Source organism: Candidatus Pantoea floridensis, assembly GCF_900215435.1.
Lineage (GTDB): Bacteria > Pseudomonadota > Gammaproteobacteria > Enterobacterales > Enterobacteriaceae > Pantoea > Pantoea floridensis.
The window spans coordinates 2,984,103-3,003,206 of the sequence record NZ_OCMY01000001.1 but is presented as its reverse complement, the minus strand read 5'-3'; the positions used below and the strand labels follow the sequence as shown (position 1 = coordinate 3,003,206).

The following is a 19,104-nucleotide window of genomic DNA, read 5'->3' as shown; positions in this document are numbered from 1 at the left end:
CTGACAGTCGCCTATATAAACCCTGCAGAAGGTGAAACACTGCAAACTTAGGCGTCAATTTTCTGGGAGTGACTAGACCGCGCCACCAGAGGTAACGCGGAAAAACGCAACCTTATCCTGGCTGCACTGTTTATGGTTTTGGCAAACCGTTGCGACTGGCAGCTGTTTCTGAAAGTCACCGGACCCGGCAGCAACGGCAAAAGCATTATGGCGGAAATCGCCACCATGCTGGCCTGTGCGGACAACGCCGTGTCAGCCTCCATCGAAACGTTGGAATCATCCCGTGAGCACGCGGCGGTGATTGGCTACTCGCTTATAAGGCTGCCCGACCAAAAGAAATGGAGCGGCGACGGCGTTGGCCTGAAGGCCATTACCGTGGGCGATGCGGTGTCAGTCGATCCGAAATACCGGGATGCCTACTCAACGCATATCCCGGCGGTGATACTGGCAGTGAATAACAATCCGATGCGCTTCACTTACCGCAGCGGCAGAGTATCACGCCGCCGGGTAATCCTGCACTTTCCTGAGATTATCCCACCAAACGAACGCGATCCCCAGCTGAAGGAAAAAATCAGCGGCGAGCTGGCCGTTATCTTACGTCAGCTGATGCAACAGTTCAGCCAGCCACAGGACGCCAGAGTATTGCTTAGGTCACAGCAGAACTCAGATGAAGCCATGCGCATCAAGTGCGACGCCGATCCAATGGTGGATTTCTGCGGCTACCTGTTCACCACACCGGAACCGAATGGGCTATATATGGGAAATGCCAGCATCAGGCCGCTCCAGCCTAAGCGCTACCTCTACCACGCTTATCTGGCCTACATGGAGGCCAACGGTTACAAGAACCCACTCAGCATGAAGATGTTCGGCCTGTCACTTGAGAGCATCATGAGGGAGTAAGGGCATCACTACCTGAAGCGGCGCACAAAATCAGGGATGCAAACCAACCTCGATCTCACAGAAGAAAGCAGCAGCGACTGGTTGCCGAAGTGCGATGATCCCACAGCAGCATGACTAACCAGAACCGGCGAAAGCCGGTTTTTTAACGACCATACTTCACCAGCGGTGAAACATAACTCTCAATATTCACAGACCATTCACCATCTAATGCATTGTTATTATTTGCAAAAGACACAAGGTGAACAGTGTGAAGGATAAATTTAAAAAACTTTTTTCACGTAATATTAAATGATGATTTTCGTAGAAGGGATTTAAATGGAAGCAACAAAAAAATTCATCTTAGATGGTTTAGCGGACTTTGGTTTAAGCGATCTACCAGGAAGGCCTTACGACAGTGCGTTCGAACTTTTAGCATCCCCTCCAGTTAGAAAGCGCGTGATAATGATGGGATTCAATGGCTCCCTCGCAGACGCTCACATCACCAACGCGCAATCCATTGAGAAAGATTTCGAGTCCCCCACCATCTCTAATGTTCAGAACGGAATCGAGGGTGCCTGGGGAATAACTCACCTCGCGAAGCGGTTGCAACAAATCCCTGTAGGGCTTGGTTATGATTGGCAGGATGTCGTTTACACTAATGCTATTATGATGTGCTCCCAAAATGCAGCATCCATACAAAAGGAAGCATTGAAGCAGAATCTATCCGTTGAGCAACTGGTGAAAACTCAATGGGCTTCTTCGAGAATGTAACGCTACAGCTTTGCAACCCAGAGGTGATTATCGCTTATAGCAATGGGCTGACCTCACTGTCCGCCGCCAGTTTGTTGCTCAAATATTTTGGAGAGGCAGGTACGTTGAAGTATTCCCATCCTAAAGGGTATTACACCACATACGCCTTTTATGCTAAATTCCACACCCACCGGGTTCCGGTTGTGTGCGTGCGGCATATGTCGAGGTTTAAACCTCATGAAGAGTATATTAAATCAGCTATTTCGCTGATGAGATAAGATGGCCCAATTTCGAGTTTTGACCTGTTACTTTCCTGAATTGGTATACGTTAAGGTATACGACGGAAACTTGAATTGAATAAAACATTTTATTTTCATAAGGTTATTTTGCTTTTTCAGACTCCGCCAGCTCTTGACCGATGATTACCAGAGTCATTGGGTTAAGTCCTGAAAGCCCGCACGGTGTAAACCCTGCGGGCTTTTTTGTGCCTGAATTCTTTGAGACAATCCCATTCAACAAGACAAAATGGATAAGCATTTAGTCAATCATTGAAAGGCTTCCCATTGAAATTTAAGCATTTTATCAGTGAGTTTGACGACCTGGGTTATCCCTTCATTCTGGTATTGCCGTTTGTGTTATTGATACGAAAAGCGGCCGAAATAAGGTATAAAGCCGCATGAAAATTCCAAATAGACTCCAACCCCTCGTTGATGATGGCCTGATCGACGAAGTGCTCCAGCGACTGAGAAGCGGCAAAGAAGCTGACGTTTACACCGTCTTAACTTGCGGCAAAATCCAGTGCGCCAAAGTGTATAAAGAAGCCACGCAGCGTAGCTTCAAACAGGCGGTGCATTACCAGGAAGGTCGCAAGGTCCGCAACTCGCGTAATACCCGCGCGATGCAAAAAGGCTCCAAATTCGGGCGCAAGCAACAAGAAGAGACCTGGCAAAGCGCAGAAGTTGATGCGTTATTCCGCCTGGCCAATGCTGACGTACGCGTGCCTCAGCCCTATATTTGCATTGACGGCGTGCTGTTAATGGAGCTGGTCACGGACGCAGAAGGCATGGTTGCGCCTCGGCTGAGTGACGTGATGCTTTCGGAAAAGGACGCCATTACAGATTTCGACACCATGATTCGTAACATCGTGCGCATGTTGTGTGCAGGCATTGTGCATGGCGATCTGTCGGAGTTTAACGTGTTGCAAGACGCCAACGGGCCGGTCATCATCGACCTGCCACAAGCTGTCGATGCCGCTGCCAATAACCACGCCGAATCGATGTTTGAGCGCGATGTTAATAACATCACCGCTTACTACGGTCAGTTTGCACCGCAGTTATTGCAAACACGCTATGCGAAAGAAATCTGGCAGCTATATGAAGATGGAAAACTAACGCCAGAAACGCCGCTTACCGGTCTCTTCGTCGAGGAAGTGCACGAGGTTGATGTGGATTCGCTGATGGATGAAATCATTGCAGCCGAGGATGAGTTCTACGAACGTCAGCGCGCAGCAAAGGAACGTGAAGATGAATAAATACTGCGCCAGATTTCAGGCAAACTTGCAATGAACGCCTGGGCGACAGCATTTTTGTTGCCGCCTGGATTCCATAACGTCACCATCGTAATATTCAACCCCTGATTGCCCACTTCAGTGCACAATATCTGCACATCATGCCATTGCTGCGCCTGAAAATGCGTCGGCAAGAATCCCCAGCCTGCACCGCTTTCCAGCAATTGCTGCAAAATGGCACGATCATTAACGAACAGTGATTTGCCCGAGATTTGCAATCGTCGGCTAACTTGTTCATCGCTGACGTGATGCATCACCAGCTGCGGAACCAGGGAAAGATTGAGGAGCGTCACCGGCTGGGGTTGATCATTAAACAATCCCCTGGCAGCGTAGAAATTGAGTTCGACGGTTCCCAATGCCTGCCACTCCATCTCATTACCCAACGTTCGATGCTGTGCCTGGCAAATGGCAACATGCGCTTGCCCATTTTTAAGCGCCCTTTCAGCCTCGTCACGTGTGCCGCTCCATGCGCTGAACCGGATTTTATTCGCTGCCATATGTTCAATTAAGGCATGGAGAAATGCGTGCGGCACGAATGGATCGTAAACCAGCACTAACTCTTCTTCGACTGCGGCAGGTAGACCACGTGCAAACGATTCAAATGCCTGCGCCTGACGAAGAAAAAGATGTGCCTGACGATGCAGCTGTTGGCCGTTGTCAGTCAGGCGCAACCTGCGCCCCTCCCGGAAGAACAGCGTATAACCCAGTGCATCTTCCAGATAATCCAGCAGGTCACGCACCGTAGTGCGGTCCTTTCCCAGCAGCTGAGCAGCTTTCGACACACTGCCAGTTTCAGCGATCATGGCAAACGCTTCAATTTGCGAAAATGAATAGCGTAAAGCAGACATACAACGCTCCAATAATTGGGGGGGATTCTCCCCCGTTGAATGATTTTATCAGGGGATAAACCATTCATATACTGCTATGCATTCATTCCTGAAATGGTAGAAAACATAATGAGTAAACGTCTTTTACAACCGATGCTGCTGGCCGCCTCACTGAGCACTCTTACTTTGTCATTCGCTTCACCTGTATTCGCGGCGGAAGCACAAAACTGTGGTGGCGTGATGCTCGCGTCTTGCCCGCAGCCTTTTGATAAAAAGCTGCCGGATCCCCATCAGATGTTGAGCTGGAGCCAGGCGGATCGCGTGGTAGGATTTCGTAATGATTACCGCAATTACGCAGGTGATGTTTTTCATCACGGCGAGTCAACGCCGTTAAAAACGGCCAACCAGTCACTAAGCAACGCCAGCTATACCTTCAACGGCAAAAACTATTCGTTGCAAGATTACCTGAAACGAGAAAATGTCAGCGGTATGCTGGTGCTGAAAAAGGGTCAGATCGCCTATAAATATCTGGGTGAAGGTAATAGCGATCACACGTTATGGACTTCACGCTCCGTGGGAAAATCCGTGGTTTCAACGTTAGTGGGCATCGCCATCAAACAGGGTAAAATCCATTCACTTAACGATCGCGTCACCGATTATGAGCCGGACCTAAAAACAACCGCCTGGAATGGCGTGACGCTGAAGCAACTGATTCAACATACTTCAGGTGTCGCCTGGAATGAGGATTACACCAATCCTGACTCTGACTTTGCGCATCTGACGCAGTGCGAAGCACGTCCAGGCACCTATGATTGTGTACGTAACATCATCAAGCAGTTGCATCGGGCCCACCCGGCCGGAGAATCGTGGTCGTACTCATCCGGTGGTGCATGGCTGCTTGGTGACGTACTGGAAAAAGCGACTGGTATGTCTATCGCAGCGTGGCTTGAGCAAAGTCTCTGGAAACCTTACGGCATGGCAAGTGATGGCGTCTGGCACGCCTATGAAAAAGGAAAGCACGACGTTGGCGCGCATGGCTTTAACGCGACGCTGGAAGACTGGGGCCGCTTCGGTTTATTCATCATGAATAATGGTCGTTTGCCGAATGGTCAGCAAATGCTGCCCGACGGTTGGCTGGATGAGGCATCCAGCTGGACGCAGGCGCGCAATTCGGTGTCAGCCGCCCATCCTGATGGCACCTATGGTTATCAGTGGTGGAACAACGCCGTTGCCGCCAACGCGCATAATGTTTCACCCAGCGCTGATAAATCGCTGAAAAATTCGCTGTGGGCACTGGGTATTTATGGTCAGGTGATTATGGTCAATCGTGCTGAAAAGCTGGTTATCGTGCAGTGGTCGACCTGGCCTGAAGCGGAGCCGAAAATGAATGCTCAGCCGCTGGAAGCCGCACTCATGTACAGCGCGATTGCGCAGCAGTTAGCGGACTGAAACTTTTGAGCCATCACCAGGATGGCTCTGTTTTCTCTTCGATAACCTAAAATGCTATGTATGCGTGATTTTCCCACCGAAACTAGACCTTTTTCATTCCTGGTTTATTCTTAAATCTTTCCATCGTGGCTTATGCCAGGATGAATACCTGAGACGACATATTTCATGAAAGAGGGAATTATGAAAAAGACAATTATTGCAGTATCGGCTCTTCTGCTGGCTTCTTCGGCTTTTGCCGCCACTACACATGCAACTGATGAAACCGTCGCTAACGCGCAGGCTGGCGCAAACACTGCCAAAGAGAAACTGCATCAGGCGCAGAACGAAGGCAAAGAGCAGCAGCTGAAAGCTAAGCATGCCGCAGAAGGTAAAAGCGATAACCTGAGCAGCAAAGCAAGTGAAGGTACGCAAAAGGCCTGGAACAAAACCAAAGAAGGCTCTGAAAAAGGTTGGGATGCCACTAAAGAAGGCACCCAGAAAGGCTGGAATAAAACCAAAGAAGGTGCCAGCGATCTGAAAAAGAAAGTTAGCGAATAACTTTCCACGCTCCACAATGAGGCCGCGACAGCGGCCTTTTTTAATGCTTTGACATCACTAAGGTGATATCGATTCAGGTTGCGGAAAAAACATTCATAATCACCCCACCCGAAATTATTAAGATCATTGCAAACACCGCAATGATATCAGGCTTCTGTTTATAAATGAGCATTGAACACAACGTGACGCCCACAATGCCAAATCCGCACCAGAGTGAATAAGCTACCCCAACAGGAATCGTACTCATCGCGCGCGTAAGTGCAAAATAACAGAGTCCATAGGCACAGATAACTAATAATGAAGGCCCTGGCTTACTAAAGCCCTGGGTTTTTTTAATCATCGACGTACCGGTAATTTCCGAACCTATAGACAACGCTAACCATAAAAATCCGAGATTAAGCATATAATATTCCTTTTATATTTTAAGTATCATCATTATGCATTTAGGGATGTGACTTTAACTCTCTGCGTGCTCGCCCATTTTCGAGAAAAGATTCATGATAACAATGCCGCTTGCAATAATTACCATGCCGATAATTGATGCCGCATCGGGATGCTGATCGTAAAATAGCATGCCTAAAGTCGAAACCAATAAAATCCCTGTACCAGACCATGTTGCATACGCGAGCCCAACGGGGATGTCCTTAACTGCACGAGACAATGAATAATAACAAACAGCATAAAACAGGATGAGAAATATCAACAACAATCCTTTTGTTATGCCTTCACTGGAATCAAAAAACTTCAGCGTTGAGGTTGCAGAGGTTTCAGAAATAATGACCAGCAGTAGCCAAAGCCAGCATTTATTTTTAGCAGACATAATTAACTCCTGATTTTAAGTAACGTTAGGTGTTCTTTTTTTGATTCTTTAAATAGTCGGATGCAGCATCAGTTAACAATGCCCCTGGTATATCCGCTTTCACTTTCTTATTAATGATGTCATTAACCGTGATATAACGACGCACAGATGCACGAGCATCAGGAATTTCACTTCCCATCAAATTAGCGATCAGTTCATCTAAAGAACATAATGTGACACCCATCTTTTTTAAGGTCAGGAGCGTTGCCTGAACATGTTTAACATAACCAGGATGTGCGCTATTACCTTTCAACCGATTAATTTCACTGTCAGGATCGCAGTAATAAGGCAATGCAAACACGGGTAGCCCACAACTGAGAGCCTGATGTATTGCCTTAGCAAATGGCCGGTGCATAACGCCATTGACTACATCCGCCGCCAGCGCATAACTGAGAAACGGAATAACCATGGCCCGATAAGGAACGGAAGATAAGGTTCGCAGCCAGCCTTCGTCCTCGTGTACATTTCCTAATGAGTGCCACAGCGCCTCTTCTGCTCCCCCTTCAAAAGCGAGACGATAAACGCAGTGACAGGCTTCAAGTCGCGCATGAATGATCTTTTGGTATTCCTGCGCTTCAGATATCAAAAGCAACGTTGGAGGGCGCAAACGCTGCAGTGTCAACGCGACAATGCGTTCAATATCCTTTTCCGTCATGACACATCCTCTTTAATGCACCAGAGACACCATCTCGCCGTTATTTAAACCTGCCGCATTCGCTTCTTCCGTATCAAGATGGCACTCAAGAACAAAGTTCTCATTGACCCGTACAATCACAGCATCGAACAGTAAACTGCGCTTTCCCTGGGTTCGTACTTTAACCTGTTGCCCATTACACACATTCAATCTGCTCGCATCCTGGGGTGACATATGAATGTGTCGCCAGGCACAAATCACCTGCGAACGCAGTTCAACATGGCCAGCAGGGCCGATTAACAGCGCACTACCGGCATTTTCCAGCGCGCCAGATTCCCGTATTGGTGCTTTGATGCCCAAGACAAAACAGTCTGCGCGGGAAATCTCCAACTGCGAGGCAGGCCGTTGCGGTCCAAGAACACGAACGTGCTGCAAGCTACCTTTTGGTCCAACAACGGTGATGGTTTCTTTCGCTGCGAACTGACCAGGCTGACGTAACGGCTTGAAGGGGGTAAGCTGATAGCCTTTACCAAACAACGCTTCCACATCATCATGCGATAAATGAACATGACGATTTGAAATACCGACCGGTATTAAGGCGTTAGATGTAGATAGCTGATGGTCAATGCGCTGTAAAACCTGTGCATCAATCATGATTTATTCCCTTTCTTCACCGACGCTTTTTCTTCTCTACCCATTTGAGAATCCATCACTTCCGGCATAGCAGGTGCTTTGAATGCCGATGGCGCGTTTTGCTGGCAGAATCCTTTGCCTTTCAATTTTTGCAACGCCGTTATCACGCTCCGCTCGGGACGCGCAATAACCAACGAGGCCAGCAGCTGTTTTTTTTCAATTACGCCGGTGCCGTGTTCGATGGCCGCACGGATGGCACTGATCTCCCCCTCAAAGCAAATATTTACCCGTCCGGAACCTACCGTGCGATAGCCAATACACTGCACATCGGCGGCTTTACAGGCAGCATCGGCTGCTTTTATTGCGGCAGCCAAGCCTATCGTTTCAATGATGCCTAAACTTTTCATTACGCCTCCGGTTAATGACGAACTAAGCGAATATCAAAATCAAACTGCGCCAGGAATTGTTCGAGACGATGCAACTCCTCTGCACTATAAGAAGGATCATTTAGAATGGGATATTCCATCCCTAGTCGTTCATATTTCATTTTTCCTAATTGGTGATAAGGTAAAAAATCGATACGTTGAATATTGCCCCGCTTAGCAAGCCTGCAAATATAGTCAATCGCTCCCGTAATTGAATCATACGAATCGTTATAACAACGAACTAGCGGCATTCTGACTATCACCTTCGCGCCTGAATCCACCAGCCATTCAAGGTTGCGCAGCACAGACTCGTTGCCAATACCGAATAAGCTTTTATGCTGCTCGCTACTGATTTGTTTAAGGTCAAATAAAAAGGTATCTGTAACGGGCTGAAGCTTTTGATAGTTAGCAAGAGACGTTGTTCCTTGCGTTTCAACCGCCGTATTGATCATCATTTTTTTACATTCAGTGAACAGCGCCACAGCAAAATCCGTTTGCAAGCTCATTTCACCGCCACCAATCGTGACACCACCACCGGATGAGATATAGAAATCGTAATCCTGCATGATAATGTCCATCAACTCAGAGACGGTGACATCTTTACCTAGAATATCCAATGCATTTTTGGTGCAAATATTTTCACATTGTCGGCAACCAATGCAATCTATGCCACGATCAACAATATGTTTGCCATCAATATTTTTATGAATACCTACCGGACAAATATTTACGCATTCACCACAATCAATGCACTTGTCACGTGAGAACATTACCTGAAAGTTTTTAACCAGACCCTCTGGATTCGCACACCAGGGGCAACGTATATTGCAGCCTTTAAAAAAGACTAGCGTACGAATACCATCACCATCATAAATGGAGTACTTTTGGATATTAAAAATCCGCCCTTTTAATTCAGCCACTGCTTCCATACCGCGCTCCTTATCAGACATCCTTGTCGCTAAATATCCTGATAATTAAAATTTCTCAATCACGGTGCGACTGATTATTTCGTCCTGAACCTCTTTACACAGCTCAACGAAATAGGCGCTGTAACCCGCCACACGCACAATTAAATCACGGTATTTTTCCGGCTCGAGCTGTGCCTTTTTCAGCACTTCATTATCCACATAGCTGAACTGCATCTGCCCGTTGCCGAGGATGGAAGCCGTGCGCAACAGTGTAATCAAGCCCTGCCGCCCTTCCGGCGTGTCTAATAATCCTTTGAGGAATTTGAAGTTATGCACCATGCCGATATTCATCGTTTCAACATTCATGGTACTCACTGACTTGATAACTGCAGTCGGCCCCTGTTTATCAGCCCCCTGGGTTGGGCTGATGCCATCAGAAAGCGGCATCCACGCCAACCGCCCATTTGGCGTGGCATTGGTGAGTTCCCCGATGGGAGTATTATTGGAAATTGAAAGCGTACCGTGACTGAGTGTGGAATAGAGCATTTGATACTGGCGACACTCTTTTTCCGTCCACTCCGTAATATCCAACGCCAGCAGATCGACACTTTTATCGTCGTTGCCATATTTCGGCGCGTTCAGGCAATCACGGCGCAGGGCATCATAGCCGACGAAATTTGCCAGCATCGCATCACGCATCTGTTCCAGGGTGTATTTACGATCTTCGTAAACCAGTTTGCGAATTGCCGCCATGGAATCGATGTAGGTGGCCAGACCGGAGAAGATGAGGCCCGGACCGTGATTGATCATTGCGCCGCCCGACGCAACGTCTTTTCCACTCTCCATGCAACCTTCTACCAGCAGTGACATGAGGGGTTTTGGGGCAACGTCACGATGGACGCGCTGGCTGATCACGGTACCTACAGCGGACAGACGCACAATGTGGGCCACCTGTTTTTTCACTGCGGTATCAAAATCTGCGAAGGTTTTAAGCTCGCTAAGCTCGCCGGTATCAAGACCTTGATAGCTGTCAAACAGCACCATACGGCCGCGATTCAACACAAACTCAATGGCGATTGGCCATTGCGTATAGCCGGTAGAGGTCCACTGATAAATACGCCCCGATTTTTGTGGCTCTACGCAGCCCATCAGGCAGTAGTCGCGCGCATCGTCAAAATCAAAACCTTTGCGCAGCATCATTTTGATATGAGAATCATCGAAGTGGCATGCCGGGAAGCCCATACCTGCTTTTACAACATCGACGATTTTTTCCATGTACTTTTGCGGCGACTGATTGTGAATTCTGCAGGCTAATGAAGGCTGATACACCTTCACAAATCGCACGGCATCCATAATCAGATAGGTCAGATCGTTACAGGCATCGCCGCCGCTACGTTTCTGTCCGCCCACTGTCAGGTTGATAAACGGCTGATAGCCAGCGAAATACTTCGCTCCCGCCTCGCTAGACATCCACATCAGCTCAGCACATTTGATAATGAAGGCCTGCAGCATTTCAACTGCGGTTTCTGCGGTTAAACGCCCTTCGCGGATGTCTTCCGCAAACATGGGATAGCAGTATTGATCAACGCGCCCCAGCGATAATCCGGTTTGGTTTTCTTCAATTTCAAACAATGACTCCACTGTCCAGATGCTTTGTAGCGCCTCCTGCAAAGTCTTAGGTGGATTAGCGGGTACATTTTCGTTGACCTCAGCAATGGTGAGCAACTCTGCACGGCGCTGGGCATTTGGCTCCGATACGGCAAGTTCACGCGCTTGGGCTGCAATACGACGAGCGTAACTCATTACACCTTCGCAGGTTTCAATCGCCGCTTTGTAGTAATAGATACGATCGATGTCTTCAGGATTTTCCATGCTGAGCGAAGCCAGATGGGCCTGCGCATCGGCTTTAATACCGTTCATGCCTTTAGTGAACAGCAGCACGTCGTAACCAGGGCAAGTATCGCCACCGCCGTTAATTTGGTGATAGGAAAGATCGCTAACAAAGGTTTCACCGCTGAACGACCACACACCCGCTTCACGATACTGCGCTTCGCAGATCTCATCCAGCGAGCGCCCTTCCCAAAACGGGACGATCTCTTCACGAATAGTTTTCTTGTCCTCTTCGCTGATCACGAAAGGATCTTGTGGACGTGTGCCCATCGTATCCAGCTCATCACGCACCCAGCGCCAGGCGATATCGGGTGAAAAAGCGCCGGCGCGTGGCTTACCGCACGGATGGCCGACGATCAATTCATCTTTCTGAATCAGGATGGGCGCCGTCTCACAGGCACGACGGAAGGCTTTTGCTCGCTGTAAAACTACGGGCAAACCCGGATTATTTTTCACCACCTCGGTGAATGCCAGCGCCCTGAAGATGGAAACGCTCGGACGCGCCTGCAAATAATGGTTGCGTAAGCGCTGCACGCGCGGTGTTAACCCCTCCATCACGGGCATGTCATCAGGAGTGCCGGCACGGCCGTCTGCGGAAGGGGTGCTGCTGAACAGGCGTACAGGCAGATTCAGCGCACTGAGGTTGTGCTGGGCGCTGAGGAATAACGAAGAGAGTTCATTGATAACGATATGGCTTTCATCGATCGTGTGGCCACGCAGCATCGCATCAAACATAGGGTAGCCTTGAATGGCATGATCAGCGCGGACTTCGCTCAGCTCTGCCAGCTTAAACCAGAGGCTTTCAACAATCTCATAACCCTGCTGCGCGGTGATTTTGCCGTTTGTTACATCATGTTGATACCATGGGAAAAGCGCTTTATCAGCACCGCATGGATTCACGGCATACTCCCCGTTATCCATTAACACCGCCAGTTGAAACAGATAGAAAGCCTGACAAGCTTCTTTAAAACTACGGGCAGGATACGCGGGCACATGACGTAACATCTCGGCACTTTCACGCAGTTCAGCCTGTCGATAACTATTCGGCTCAGCGATAGCCAATGTCTCCGCACGATCTGCCAGATTCTTTGCCAGTGTAACCAGTGCATCGCAAGCATAGATCGCGGCACGACACGCATTGGCTTCATCCATACTGCTGCGGCTAATGCTACTGCTTAACGTCTCACACTGTTTTTCAAGTTGATTACGCATGGCCTGCACGCCTTGCTCAATAACCACGTTGTAGTCCGGAGAAACCAGGGGCGCATCAAGGCTTAAAAACTGGAACACTGAAGTGCGGTTGCGTGTCACTTCATCATGAAATATCGAACCATGCGGCCTGGCGGTCGCATTGCCAACAATCAGCTGATCGGCTTCGACGGTGGCAGGCACCTGGCGCATCAACTCATAGAAACGACGCGCCGGTTTCACGGCTGCAGGCACCCCACTCATCTGGGCGTCGATAGCATGAAGTAAAGTCGCATGCTCGGAACACAGTGTACTTTTGTGGGTAAGTAAACGATCCGCCAGAACTTTGACGCGCGGCGTTAGGCTGTAGTGTGACATGAGGATCTCCTGATGTTCTTATTTGTATTCCTGAGCACGCAGAGCTAAGGCACGATCGCTCCACGCCTGGCGCAACAATGCGATAAGCGAGGACAGGTCAGGCTTGCGTGGGTTTGTGGGGGTACAACTGTCGCGCATAGCCTGTTGGGCCATCGCCGCCAGCTGCTGCTCAAATTGCTCTGCACCAATCGATAATTCGTTAATGCCGAGCGGCAACTTCATCTCCTCTTGCATGGCGCGAATCGCCAGCAGCAAGCTGCTAACGCCCTGTTGCGTGGTGTTCGCCGGTAGTTCGAGCAAGCGTGCAAGACGGGCATATTTTTGCGCCGCGGCGTTGTCGCACTCACCGGCATAATCCGCATTCCAGGCCACAATATGTGCCATCAGCAAGGCATTAGCGCGCCCATGCGGAATGCTGAATACGCCACCCAGTGCATGCGCAAGACTATGGGTGATACCGAGCGACGCGTTGGTGAAGGCCATGCCGGCCATGCAAGAGGCGTTATGCATCTTCTCGCGTGCTAATGCGTCATCGCCGTTGCGCCAGCAGGACGGCAGATAGCAGAACACCTGCTGTACCGCTTTCTCTGCCAGTGCATCTGAGAAGTCACTTGCGTGAAGCGAGACATAGGCTTCAAGCGCATGACATAGCACATCCATGCCGGTATCTGCGGTGATGGCGGGTGGTACCGATGCAACAAACGCCGGGTCAAGAATGGCGATATCGGGCAGCATCTCGGTATCCACCAATACCAGTTTTTCGCCCTGCGCTTTCACGACTGAAAAAGCAGTCACTTCCGAGCCTGTCCCACTGGTCGTTGGAATGGCGACAAAACAGGGGCGCTCACGCTTTGGTGCTGCCGCATCGTTAGCCAGAGTGAACAGCACCGCTTTCGCCGCATCAATTACCGATCCGCCCCCGAGTGCGACAATAAGTTGAGGAAAGTGGCTTTCCATCAGCCGGATGCCGCGCGCCACGGTGGCTACATCCGGATCGGCTGTCACGTCATCCCATATTTGATAGCTGATGCCTTGCTGCTGCCATATCTGGGTTACTTTCTGCGCATATCCCAGCTTGACCATTGCACTGTCAGTCACTAACAGCGCATTGAGAGCCGGTAATCGTTCAAGTAGCGCCAGAGCATCCTTGCCAAACTGGATTCGCGGCTTTAGCTGAAACTCCCTCATGCTTTGTTCACTCCCTTACGTCACGGAACACTTTCTCGACAATGGCAACCACCGACATCGCTTTGTACTGCTCTTTGTTCAGGGCGAAATAATTTTCAGCCAACACCACATCGCCCATTCCTGCCCCAACGCTATCGACGGCAACCCAGGTTCGGTCCGGCATCGTCTGCTGATCATCATCCAGAGCGGTAATCAGCAATAAATTACTGCCCCGCAGCGCATCACACTTTTGCGTCGCAACCACATGGCCCGTAACCTTTGCGAGAATCATCGTAATAACCGCCTTTATTCAAAAAGTTGCCGGAGATTGTTTAGCCAGAACCTGGCGGATGATGCGTTCAACCTGTTGCGAGCTGACGTCACCGGTTGACGCTGTTTCCGTTGCCACGTGGTTAAAGCGCTGGTCATCCGCACCCTGTTTAAAACGCGCATCATCAAAAATGCTCGCTGGCGAAGGGCTGGCGGTAACCGCTTCAGGCAGTACTGTGGTTATTGGGGTTTGCGGAGGACGTAAATCGGTCATCGACCGCACGCCATATCCCACTTTACGAATGTTGATAAGATTGAGCGGGCTAACATTGTCCGAGCTGGAACCCCCGCCAATCGCGCCACAACCCAGCGTTAGAGCGGGCATGATATTGGTGGTTGCGCCAATGCCGCCCAGTGCCGCAGGGGTGTTGACCAAAATGCGATGGACCGGTTTTTCCAGGCTGAACTGGCGAACAACCTGCTGGTCGCGGGTATGAATAACTAACGTATGCCCAACTCCCTCGTTAGTCAGCAGCTCAACCACGCGCTGACAGGCATGATGTCCATCTTCTTCGACATACATTCCCAGTACCGGACACAATTTCTCGCGCGCATAAGGGTTCGCACGCGATACCTCAGTTTGCTCAGCAATCAACACTCGCGTGGTGGGCGGCACGCTGAATCCAGCCATGTTGCTCAGTACCTGGGCGCTTTTACCGACCACTTGCGGATTGATGCTGCCATTAGCTCGTAGCAGTAATGCCGCCATTTTTGCCGCCTGGTCTGGATTCATGAACCAGGCACCTTGAGCTTCTAATTCGCGTCGCGTTTCGGCATAGATGCATCGTTCAACGATGATCGACTGCTCTGAGGCGCAAATAACGCCGTTATCGAAGGTCTTACTGGTGATGATGTCCGAGACGGCCTGCTTAATGTCTGCACTGCGTTCAATAAATGCGGGACCGTTACCTGGCCCGCCGCTGATCGTTGGTGTGCCTGAGGCATAGGCCGCCCGCACCATGCCTTCACCACCCGTTGCAAGAATCAGTGAAATATCTTTGCTGTGCATCAGTTCAGCAGTGGCTTCCTGAGTGAGCTGGCTTAGCCCACTAACGATACTCGCAGGAGCGCCTGCTTCTGCGGCAGCCTGCGCGACTATTTCGATAGCGCGCAAACTGCACTGGCGTGCGCCGGGATGAGGTGAGAAAACAATCGCATTACCGGCTTTGAGTGCGATCAGCGTCTTGTAAAAAATGGTCGAGGTAGGATTGGTCGAGGGTACCAGCGCACAAATCACACCTAACGGCACGCCAATATCCATCACTTGCTTTGCGGAGTCTTCGTGGATAATACCCACGGTTTTCATCGCGTTGATGGCCGCAAAAACCTGCAGTGACGCAAACTGATTTTTTAAGGTTTTATCCTGCCAGTTGCCAAAGCCGGTCTCTTCGCAGGCCATTCGGCCCAAAGCTTCAGCGTGCTGTGCAGCCTGACGTGCAATATGTTCAACCACCTTGTCTATCTGCTGCTGAGTAAACATGGCGAATTGCGTCTGGGCACTTTTCGCCTTACGCACTAACTCCCGCGCCTGCTGGCGGGAGCTTAAATCGCGGTCTAGTTCATTCATGAGTCAATCCTTCATCAGCGCACAAATGGCGGAATGCATCAGGCTTTGTGTTGCGCCGCAATTTTTTCAATGTCGTTATGCGGACGCGCAATGACGCGGGCCGTCACAACTTCGCCAATGCGTTTGGCCGCTTCAACACCGGAATCCACCGCGGCATTAACCGCGCCAACATCGCCTTTCACCATGGCGGTCACCAGGCCGGACCCAACGTTTTCATAGCCAATCAGCTCTACGTTGGCGGCTTTACACATCGCATCGGCGGCTTCGATACAGGCCACCAATCCCTTGGTTTCAATCAAACCGAGTGCTTCTTTCATGATTGTGTCTCCCTTTATTCAGCCACTTTGTACTGCATAATGATTTTGTTGATGTCGTTGTGCGGACGCGCAATGACTAATGAGGTGACGACTTCACCGATACGCTGTGCAGATTCCACCCCTGAATCCACCGCCGCTTTCACCGCGCCGACATCCCCTTTGACCATCGCCGTCACCAGCCCCGAACCAACATTTTCATAGCCAATCAGCTCTACGTTGGCGGCTTTACACATGGCATCAGCGGCTTCGATACAGGCCACCAAGCCTTTGGTTTCAATCAGACCTAATGCATCGCCCATTTGCGTTCTCCCGTTTAAGCTTTGTGTTTGATGACAATTTTGTTGATATCGTTATGAGGACGCGCAATCACCAGCGACGTCACTACAGCACCCAGCCGTTCTACAGATTCCACACCGGATTCCACTGCGGCTTTCACGGCGCCAACATCTCCTTTCACCATGGCGGTAACTAAACCAGACCCCACATTTTCATAACCAATCAGCTGTACATTGGCGGATTTACACATTGCATCTGCTGCTTCAATACAGGCGACTAATCCTTTGGTTTCGATCAGCCCTAATGCATCTCCCATAACCCCTCCTTCATGGTTGTCGAGCGCCTAACTGGCCGCAGTAAACCGTCGTTACCGGTTCGAAACTCAATATAGGGAATGCAAAACTTAACGAAACATAAATCCACAGCCTTGAGATATTTAGATATAAATTCTGTTTTTTATGTCTCTGATACGTTCTTTTTATCCTTTCATCCTGTTTTAGTTATTCCCTCAGACAAGCTCACTGCCTGCATTGAAGCGCCGAATACGGTCTATAAGCTTTGTTATTTAAATGCTGCCTGGGTGATAAAAAGAGGTTCGCCACCTTGGGAAAAGTGTGGGCAACATCATTATTTCGTGTGGGATTAAGGACGGATGCTTTGGGGCTGGAGAGAGCTATAAATGAGCACTGCAGTGTCGTCGTAAGAAAAGAGCGTTCAGCTGAGTTTGTTACCCGGTTTCAGAGTGCAAACAAAAAGAGGGGAATTGATAGAACCGATCAGTACTGCTTTGTCGTTTAGCTTTTGTACGCTAAGAAAAAGGCCGTCATGGCTATCGGACATCTCACGCATGAAGTAATCGAATATCACATCGGGAGATTCATCTATAGAGGAGGCACTCGCTTGCCACTGAACAATACGATAGTGACGTTCAGCGGGCGAAATACGTTGACTGGAATAATTGAACGAAACATAGCGCTGTAAATACAGCGATCCTGATGCTGAGTGGGTATATCCCTCAACGATCAGTGAACCCTTACCCTGCTCGCGAAAATTAAAATGAACATTCGCATTGATGTTCTCATACTGCATGCCTTCAAAACGCATAATGGCTTTGGTTGCACAACTCAACTCATCTACCTGGCGCTCTGATAAAAAATGCCAACCTGAAATGAGTGCAGTTGCTGCAGTAACAAACGCAGAAGCGATAAAAAACGGACGCGGCGCGATTTTCATGTAGGATTCCATGAATAATAGAAATAGCTATCGCAGTAGCTGAAGTCATTCCCTCTCTGTTTAGCACAGTGGGCTAAGAAAACGCGACCAAGACCTTGCTTTTGCAATTTATCCCCATAGAAGAAAATAAATTTCCGGCCAGGTAAACACTCAACATTGAGGTTTTTTCGCACGGTATTAAAATTTTTGACATAGGCAGTTTGATTAAATGTCGCCAACATCTCTTCTTCTACAGATAATTCACATTGCTCCTGATGTAAATGTGTCAACGTTATGGCTGACGCAGCCAATCCGTCATAAAACGTGAATATCATCAGTAAAAAAGCCAGGCTCAATAATATTGCGCTGGCGAGATACCAGAAGGTTGTACTTAACGAGAAATTATCCGCGGTGGAGAAGGTATCCGGTGTATTGATGACAATATCAGGTAAAAGATTGGCTGAGGATGTCATAACTTCAACGCTAATGGCTGGATTTAGCTGAAGATTGCCTCGCGAGATGCTCACGATAACATTGTCTACGCCGTAAAGGCGGAATGTCTTACGCAGCATGCTGAGATATTGATTCAGGTTGCTATTGGATGAGGTGTGGCCGTTATCATCCCAGACGCGCTTAAGTACTTCGTCTCGATTAACAACGCCGGTATTTTGCAGAAAGAAAAGTAATAATGTACTGGCGGTGACAGAAAGATGACTTTCAGATGTCGCGCTGTCACACGGAGTTAGGGTGCCGTCTACCGCATCGAATATTAAGCAGGCATTGAGAGTATAACGCATCATCCTTTACCACTTGTCCCGGCTAACACATCCCTTTCCCGGTGCGTGATTGTTGATTCTATTTATTACGCACACCTTATCTGAAACAGCACGCATCATAGCGAGGAGCCCGGTGACATTTTTTTGACGCTTATCAATAACCCTCTCAACCTAAAGATCGACATGTAATTAGTGCGGTAAGGCTCACAAAAACAGCTCAATAATTGACGAATAAAGATTAATCATTTGATTGTAATAAATTTAATTTTAATGCGCTTTTATGTTGTAAGAAAATAGCTGAATGCTTGATTAAAATTAACACCACTATGCTTTTTTAAATAAGCCATTAACCGCAAACCTTTAAATAAACATCACCTTAAAATTACTATAACTTTAATTTATATCATTAATTACCCCTTGTAAGTGTCCCCGAACAGAAAGCGCCCTTCAGCGCAAAGCGGTGAAATAATCAGTGATTTTTGCATCTTCCATCCAATCCCCTTAGACTTTACCCATCACCCAATCAACCAGTTCC

20 protein-coding genes and 1 pseudogene are annotated in these 19,104 nt (G+C 49.0%); 5 read left to right on the top strand and 16 right to left on the bottom strand.

The features are described 5' to 3' along the window. Positions 1 to 21: 21 nt before the first annotated feature. The 3 genes and pseudogenes from CRO19_RS26100 to CRO19_RS14010 form a co-directional block, all read left to right on the top strand. Positions 22 to 1,014 (top strand): annotated as a pseudogene (locus tag CRO19_RS26100) (DNA primase family protein); the annotation flags it as partial. A 201-nt stretch (positions 1,015 to 1,215) separates the two neighbouring features. Then, positions 1,216 to 1,650 carry a hypothetical protein gene (locus CRO19_RS26245; RefSeq protein WP_320204485.1) on the top strand — a complete coding sequence of 145 codons (435 nt, stop codon included), beginning with the start codon at positions 1,216 to 1,218 and terminating at the stop codon, positions 1,648 to 1,650. A 655-nt stretch (positions 1,651 to 2,305) separates the two neighbouring features. Then, the gene (locus CRO19_RS14010) at positions 2,306 to 3,160 is read left to right on the top strand and encodes a PA4780 family RIO1-like protein kinase (protein WP_097096364.1); all 855 of its coding nucleotides are present in this window, start codon (positions 2,306 to 2,308) and stop codon (positions 3,158 to 3,160) included. Here the strand turns inward: CRO19_RS14010 and CRO19_RS14005 are convergent. Beyond that, positions 3,127 to 4,044, bottom strand: a complete 918-nt coding sequence (locus CRO19_RS14005; RefSeq protein WP_097096363.1) for a LysR family transcriptional regulator — start codon at positions 4,042 to 4,044, stop codon at positions 3,127 to 3,129. The genes CRO19_RS14010 and CRO19_RS14005 overlap by 34 nt on opposite strands. A gap of 108 nt (positions 4,045 to 4,152) precedes the next feature. On the opposite strand from CRO19_RS14005, the gene CRO19_RS14000 reads away from it, so the two are divergent. Both CRO19_RS14000 and CRO19_RS13995 read left to right on the top strand, forming a co-directional pair. After that, positions 4,153 to 5,472, top strand: coding sequence for a serine hydrolase domain-containing protein (locus tag CRO19_RS14000; protein WP_097096362.1), 1,320 nt, complete (start codon positions 4,153 to 4,155; stop codon positions 5,470 to 5,472). Between the two features lie 180 nt (positions 5,473 to 5,652). Continuing rightward, positions 5,653 to 6,009: a KPN_00521 family repetitive protein gene (locus CRO19_RS13995; RefSeq protein ID WP_064739688.1), complete on the top strand. Its 357-nt coding sequence runs from the start codon at positions 5,653 to 5,655 to the stop codon at positions 6,007 to 6,009. A gap of 73 nt (positions 6,010 to 6,082) precedes the next feature. Here CRO19_RS13995 and CRO19_RS13990 read toward each other — a convergent pair whose 3' ends face one another. The 15 genes from CRO19_RS13990 to CRO19_RS13920 form a co-directional block, all read right to left on the bottom strand. After that, positions 6,083 to 6,412, bottom strand: coding sequence for a DMT family transporter (locus tag CRO19_RS13990; protein WP_097096361.1), 330 nt, complete (start codon positions 6,410 to 6,412; stop codon positions 6,083 to 6,085). Between the two features lie 54 nt (positions 6,413 to 6,466). Beyond that, positions 6,467 to 6,829, bottom strand: a complete 363-nt coding sequence (locus CRO19_RS13985; RefSeq protein ID WP_097096360.1) for a DMT family transporter — start codon at positions 6,827 to 6,829, stop codon at positions 6,467 to 6,469. Between the two features lie 25 nt (positions 6,830 to 6,854). Beyond that, positions 6,855 to 7,523 carry a hypothetical protein gene (locus CRO19_RS13980; protein WP_097096359.1) on the bottom strand — a complete coding sequence of 223 codons (669 nt, stop codon included), beginning with the start codon at positions 7,521 to 7,523 and terminating at the stop codon, positions 6,855 to 6,857. A 12-nt stretch (positions 7,524 to 7,535) separates the two neighbouring features. Next, positions 7,536 to 8,156, bottom strand: a complete 621-nt coding sequence (locus tag CRO19_RS13975; RefSeq protein ID WP_097096358.1) for a phosphate propanoyltransferase — start codon at positions 8,154 to 8,156, stop codon at positions 7,536 to 7,538. Beyond that, on the bottom strand, positions 8,153 to 8,542 hold the full coding sequence (locus tag CRO19_RS13970) for a BMC domain-containing protein (protein ID WP_097096357.1): 390 nt from the start codon (positions 8,540 to 8,542) through the stop codon (positions 8,153 to 8,155). The genes CRO19_RS13975 and CRO19_RS13970 overlap by 4 nt, the downstream gene beginning before the upstream one ends. A gap of 11 nt (positions 8,543 to 8,553) precedes the next feature. Then, on the bottom strand, positions 8,554 to 9,489 hold the full coding sequence (cutD, locus tag CRO19_RS13965) for a choline TMA-lyase-activating enzyme (protein ID WP_097096356.1): 936 nt from the start codon (positions 9,487 to 9,489) through the stop codon (positions 8,554 to 8,556). A 45-nt stretch (positions 9,490 to 9,534) separates the two neighbouring features. Continuing rightward, positions 9,535 to 12,924 (bottom strand): choline trimethylamine-lyase, encoded by a 3,390-nt coding sequence (gene cutC / locus CRO19_RS13960; RefSeq protein ID WP_097096355.1) that lies wholly within the window; start codon positions 12,922 to 12,924, stop codon positions 9,535 to 9,537. A gap of 18 nt (positions 12,925 to 12,942) precedes the next feature. Next, positions 12,943 to 14,112, bottom strand: a complete 1,170-nt coding sequence (locus CRO19_RS13955) for a 1-propanol dehydrogenase PduQ (RefSeq protein WP_097096354.1) — start codon at positions 14,110 to 14,112, stop codon at positions 12,943 to 12,945. A gap of 7 nt (positions 14,113 to 14,119) precedes the next feature. Continuing rightward, positions 14,120 to 14,383: a EutN/CcmL family microcompartment protein gene (locus tag CRO19_RS13950; protein WP_097096353.1), complete on the bottom strand. Its 264-nt coding sequence runs from the start codon at positions 14,381 to 14,383 to the stop codon at positions 14,120 to 14,122. Between the two features lie 18 nt (positions 14,384 to 14,401). Then, the gene (locus tag CRO19_RS13945) at positions 14,402 to 15,988 is read right to left on the bottom strand and encodes an acetaldehyde dehydrogenase (acetylating) (protein WP_097096352.1); all 1,587 of its coding nucleotides are present in this window, start codon (positions 15,986 to 15,988) and stop codon (positions 14,402 to 14,404) included. Between the two features lie 38 nt (positions 15,989 to 16,026). Continuing rightward, positions 16,027 to 16,305: a BMC domain-containing protein gene (locus CRO19_RS13940; protein ID WP_064739610.1), complete on the bottom strand. Its 279-nt coding sequence runs from the start codon at positions 16,303 to 16,305 to the stop codon at positions 16,027 to 16,029. A gap of 14 nt (positions 16,306 to 16,319) precedes the next feature. Continuing rightward, positions 16,320 to 16,604: a BMC domain-containing protein gene (locus CRO19_RS13935; RefSeq protein ID WP_097096351.1), complete on the bottom strand. Its 285-nt coding sequence runs from the start codon at positions 16,602 to 16,604 to the stop codon at positions 16,320 to 16,322. 14 nt (positions 16,605 to 16,618) lie between these two features. Beyond that, positions 16,619 to 16,897, bottom strand: coding sequence for a BMC domain-containing protein (locus CRO19_RS13930; protein ID WP_097096350.1), 279 nt, complete (start codon positions 16,895 to 16,897; stop codon positions 16,619 to 16,621). 398 nt (positions 16,898 to 17,295) lie between these two features. Further along, complete coding sequence (locus tag CRO19_RS13925; RefSeq protein WP_097096349.1) at positions 17,296 to 17,814, bottom strand: FidL-like protein; 519 nt, start codon at positions 17,812 to 17,814, stop codon at positions 17,296 to 17,298. Next, positions 17,811 to 18,590: a winged helix-turn-helix domain-containing protein gene (locus tag CRO19_RS13920; protein WP_097096348.1), complete on the bottom strand. Its 780-nt coding sequence runs from the start codon at positions 18,588 to 18,590 to the stop codon at positions 17,811 to 17,813. The genes CRO19_RS13925 and CRO19_RS13920 overlap by 4 nt, the downstream gene beginning before the upstream one ends. Between the last annotated feature and the right edge of the window lie 514 nt (positions 18,591 to 19,104).

Bases quoted from the DNA above. Each gene is read 5' to 3' on its own strand.
- CRO19_RS26245 (WP_320204485.1), top strand. From the start codon at position 1,216: ATGGAAGCAACAAAAAAATTCATCTTAGATGGTTTAGCGGACTTTGGT.
- CRO19_RS14010 (WP_097096364.1), top strand. From the start codon at position 2,306: ATGAAAATTCCAAATAGACTCCAACCCCTCGTTGATGATGGCCTGATC.
- CRO19_RS14005 (WP_097096363.1), bottom strand. From the start codon at position 4,044: ATGTCTGCTTTACGCTATTCATTTTCGCAAATTGAAGCGTTTGCCATG.
- CRO19_RS14000 (WP_097096362.1), top strand. From the start codon at position 4,153: ATGAGTAAACGTCTTTTACAACCGATGCTGCTGGCCGCCTCACTGAGC.
- CRO19_RS13995 (WP_064739688.1), top strand. From the start codon at position 5,653: ATGAAAAAGACAATTATTGCAGTATCGGCTCTTCTGCTGGCTTCTTCG.
- CRO19_RS13990 (WP_097096361.1), bottom strand. From the start codon at position 6,412: ATGCTTAATCTCGGATTTTTATGGTTAGCGTTGTCTATAGGTTCGGAA.
- CRO19_RS13985 (WP_097096360.1), bottom strand. From the start codon at position 6,829: ATGTCTGCTAAAAATAAATGCTGGCTTTGGCTACTGCTGGTCATTATT.
- CRO19_RS13980 (WP_097096359.1), bottom strand. From the start codon at position 7,523: ATGACGGAAAAGGATATTGAACGCATTGTCGCGTTGACACTGCAGCGT.
- CRO19_RS13975 (WP_097096358.1), bottom strand. From the start codon at position 8,156: ATGATTGATGCACAGGTTTTACAGCGCATTGACCATCAGCTATCTACA.
- CRO19_RS13970 (WP_097096357.1), bottom strand. From the start codon at position 8,542: ATGAAAAGTTTAGGCATCATTGAAACGATAGGCTTGGCTGCCGCAATA.
- cutD (WP_097096356.1), bottom strand. From the start codon at position 9,489: ATGGAAGCAGTGGCTGAATTAAAAGGGCGGATTTTTAATATCCAAAAG.
- cutC (WP_097096355.1), bottom strand. From the start codon at position 12,924: ATGTCACACTACAGCCTAACGCCGCGCGTCAAAGTTCTGGCGGATCGT.
- CRO19_RS13955 (WP_097096354.1), bottom strand. From the start codon at position 14,112: ATGAGGGAGTTTCAGCTAAAGCCGCGAATCCAGTTTGGCAAGGATGCT.
- CRO19_RS13950 (WP_097096353.1), bottom strand. From the start codon at position 14,383: ATGATTCTCGCAAAGGTTACGGGCCATGTGGTTGCGACGCAAAAGTGT.
- CRO19_RS13945 (WP_097096352.1), bottom strand. From the start codon at position 15,988: ATGAATGAACTAGACCGCGATTTAAGCTCCCGCCAGCAGGCGCGGGAG.
- CRO19_RS13940 (WP_064739610.1), bottom strand. From the start codon at position 16,305: ATGAAAGAAGCACTCGGTTTGATTGAAACCAAGGGATTGGTGGCCTGT.
- CRO19_RS13935 (WP_097096351.1), bottom strand. From the start codon at position 16,604: ATGGGCGATGCATTAGGTCTGATTGAAACCAAAGGCTTGGTGGCCTGT.
- CRO19_RS13930 (WP_097096350.1), bottom strand. From the start codon at position 16,897: ATGGGAGATGCATTAGGGCTGATCGAAACCAAAGGATTAGTCGCCTGT.
- CRO19_RS13925 (WP_097096349.1), bottom strand. From the start codon at position 17,814: ATGAAAATCGCGCCGCGTCCGTTTTTTATCGCTTCTGCGTTTGTTACT.
- CRO19_RS13920 (WP_097096348.1), bottom strand. From the start codon at position 18,590: ATGCGTTATACTCTCAATGCCTGCTTAATATTCGATGCGGTAGACGGC.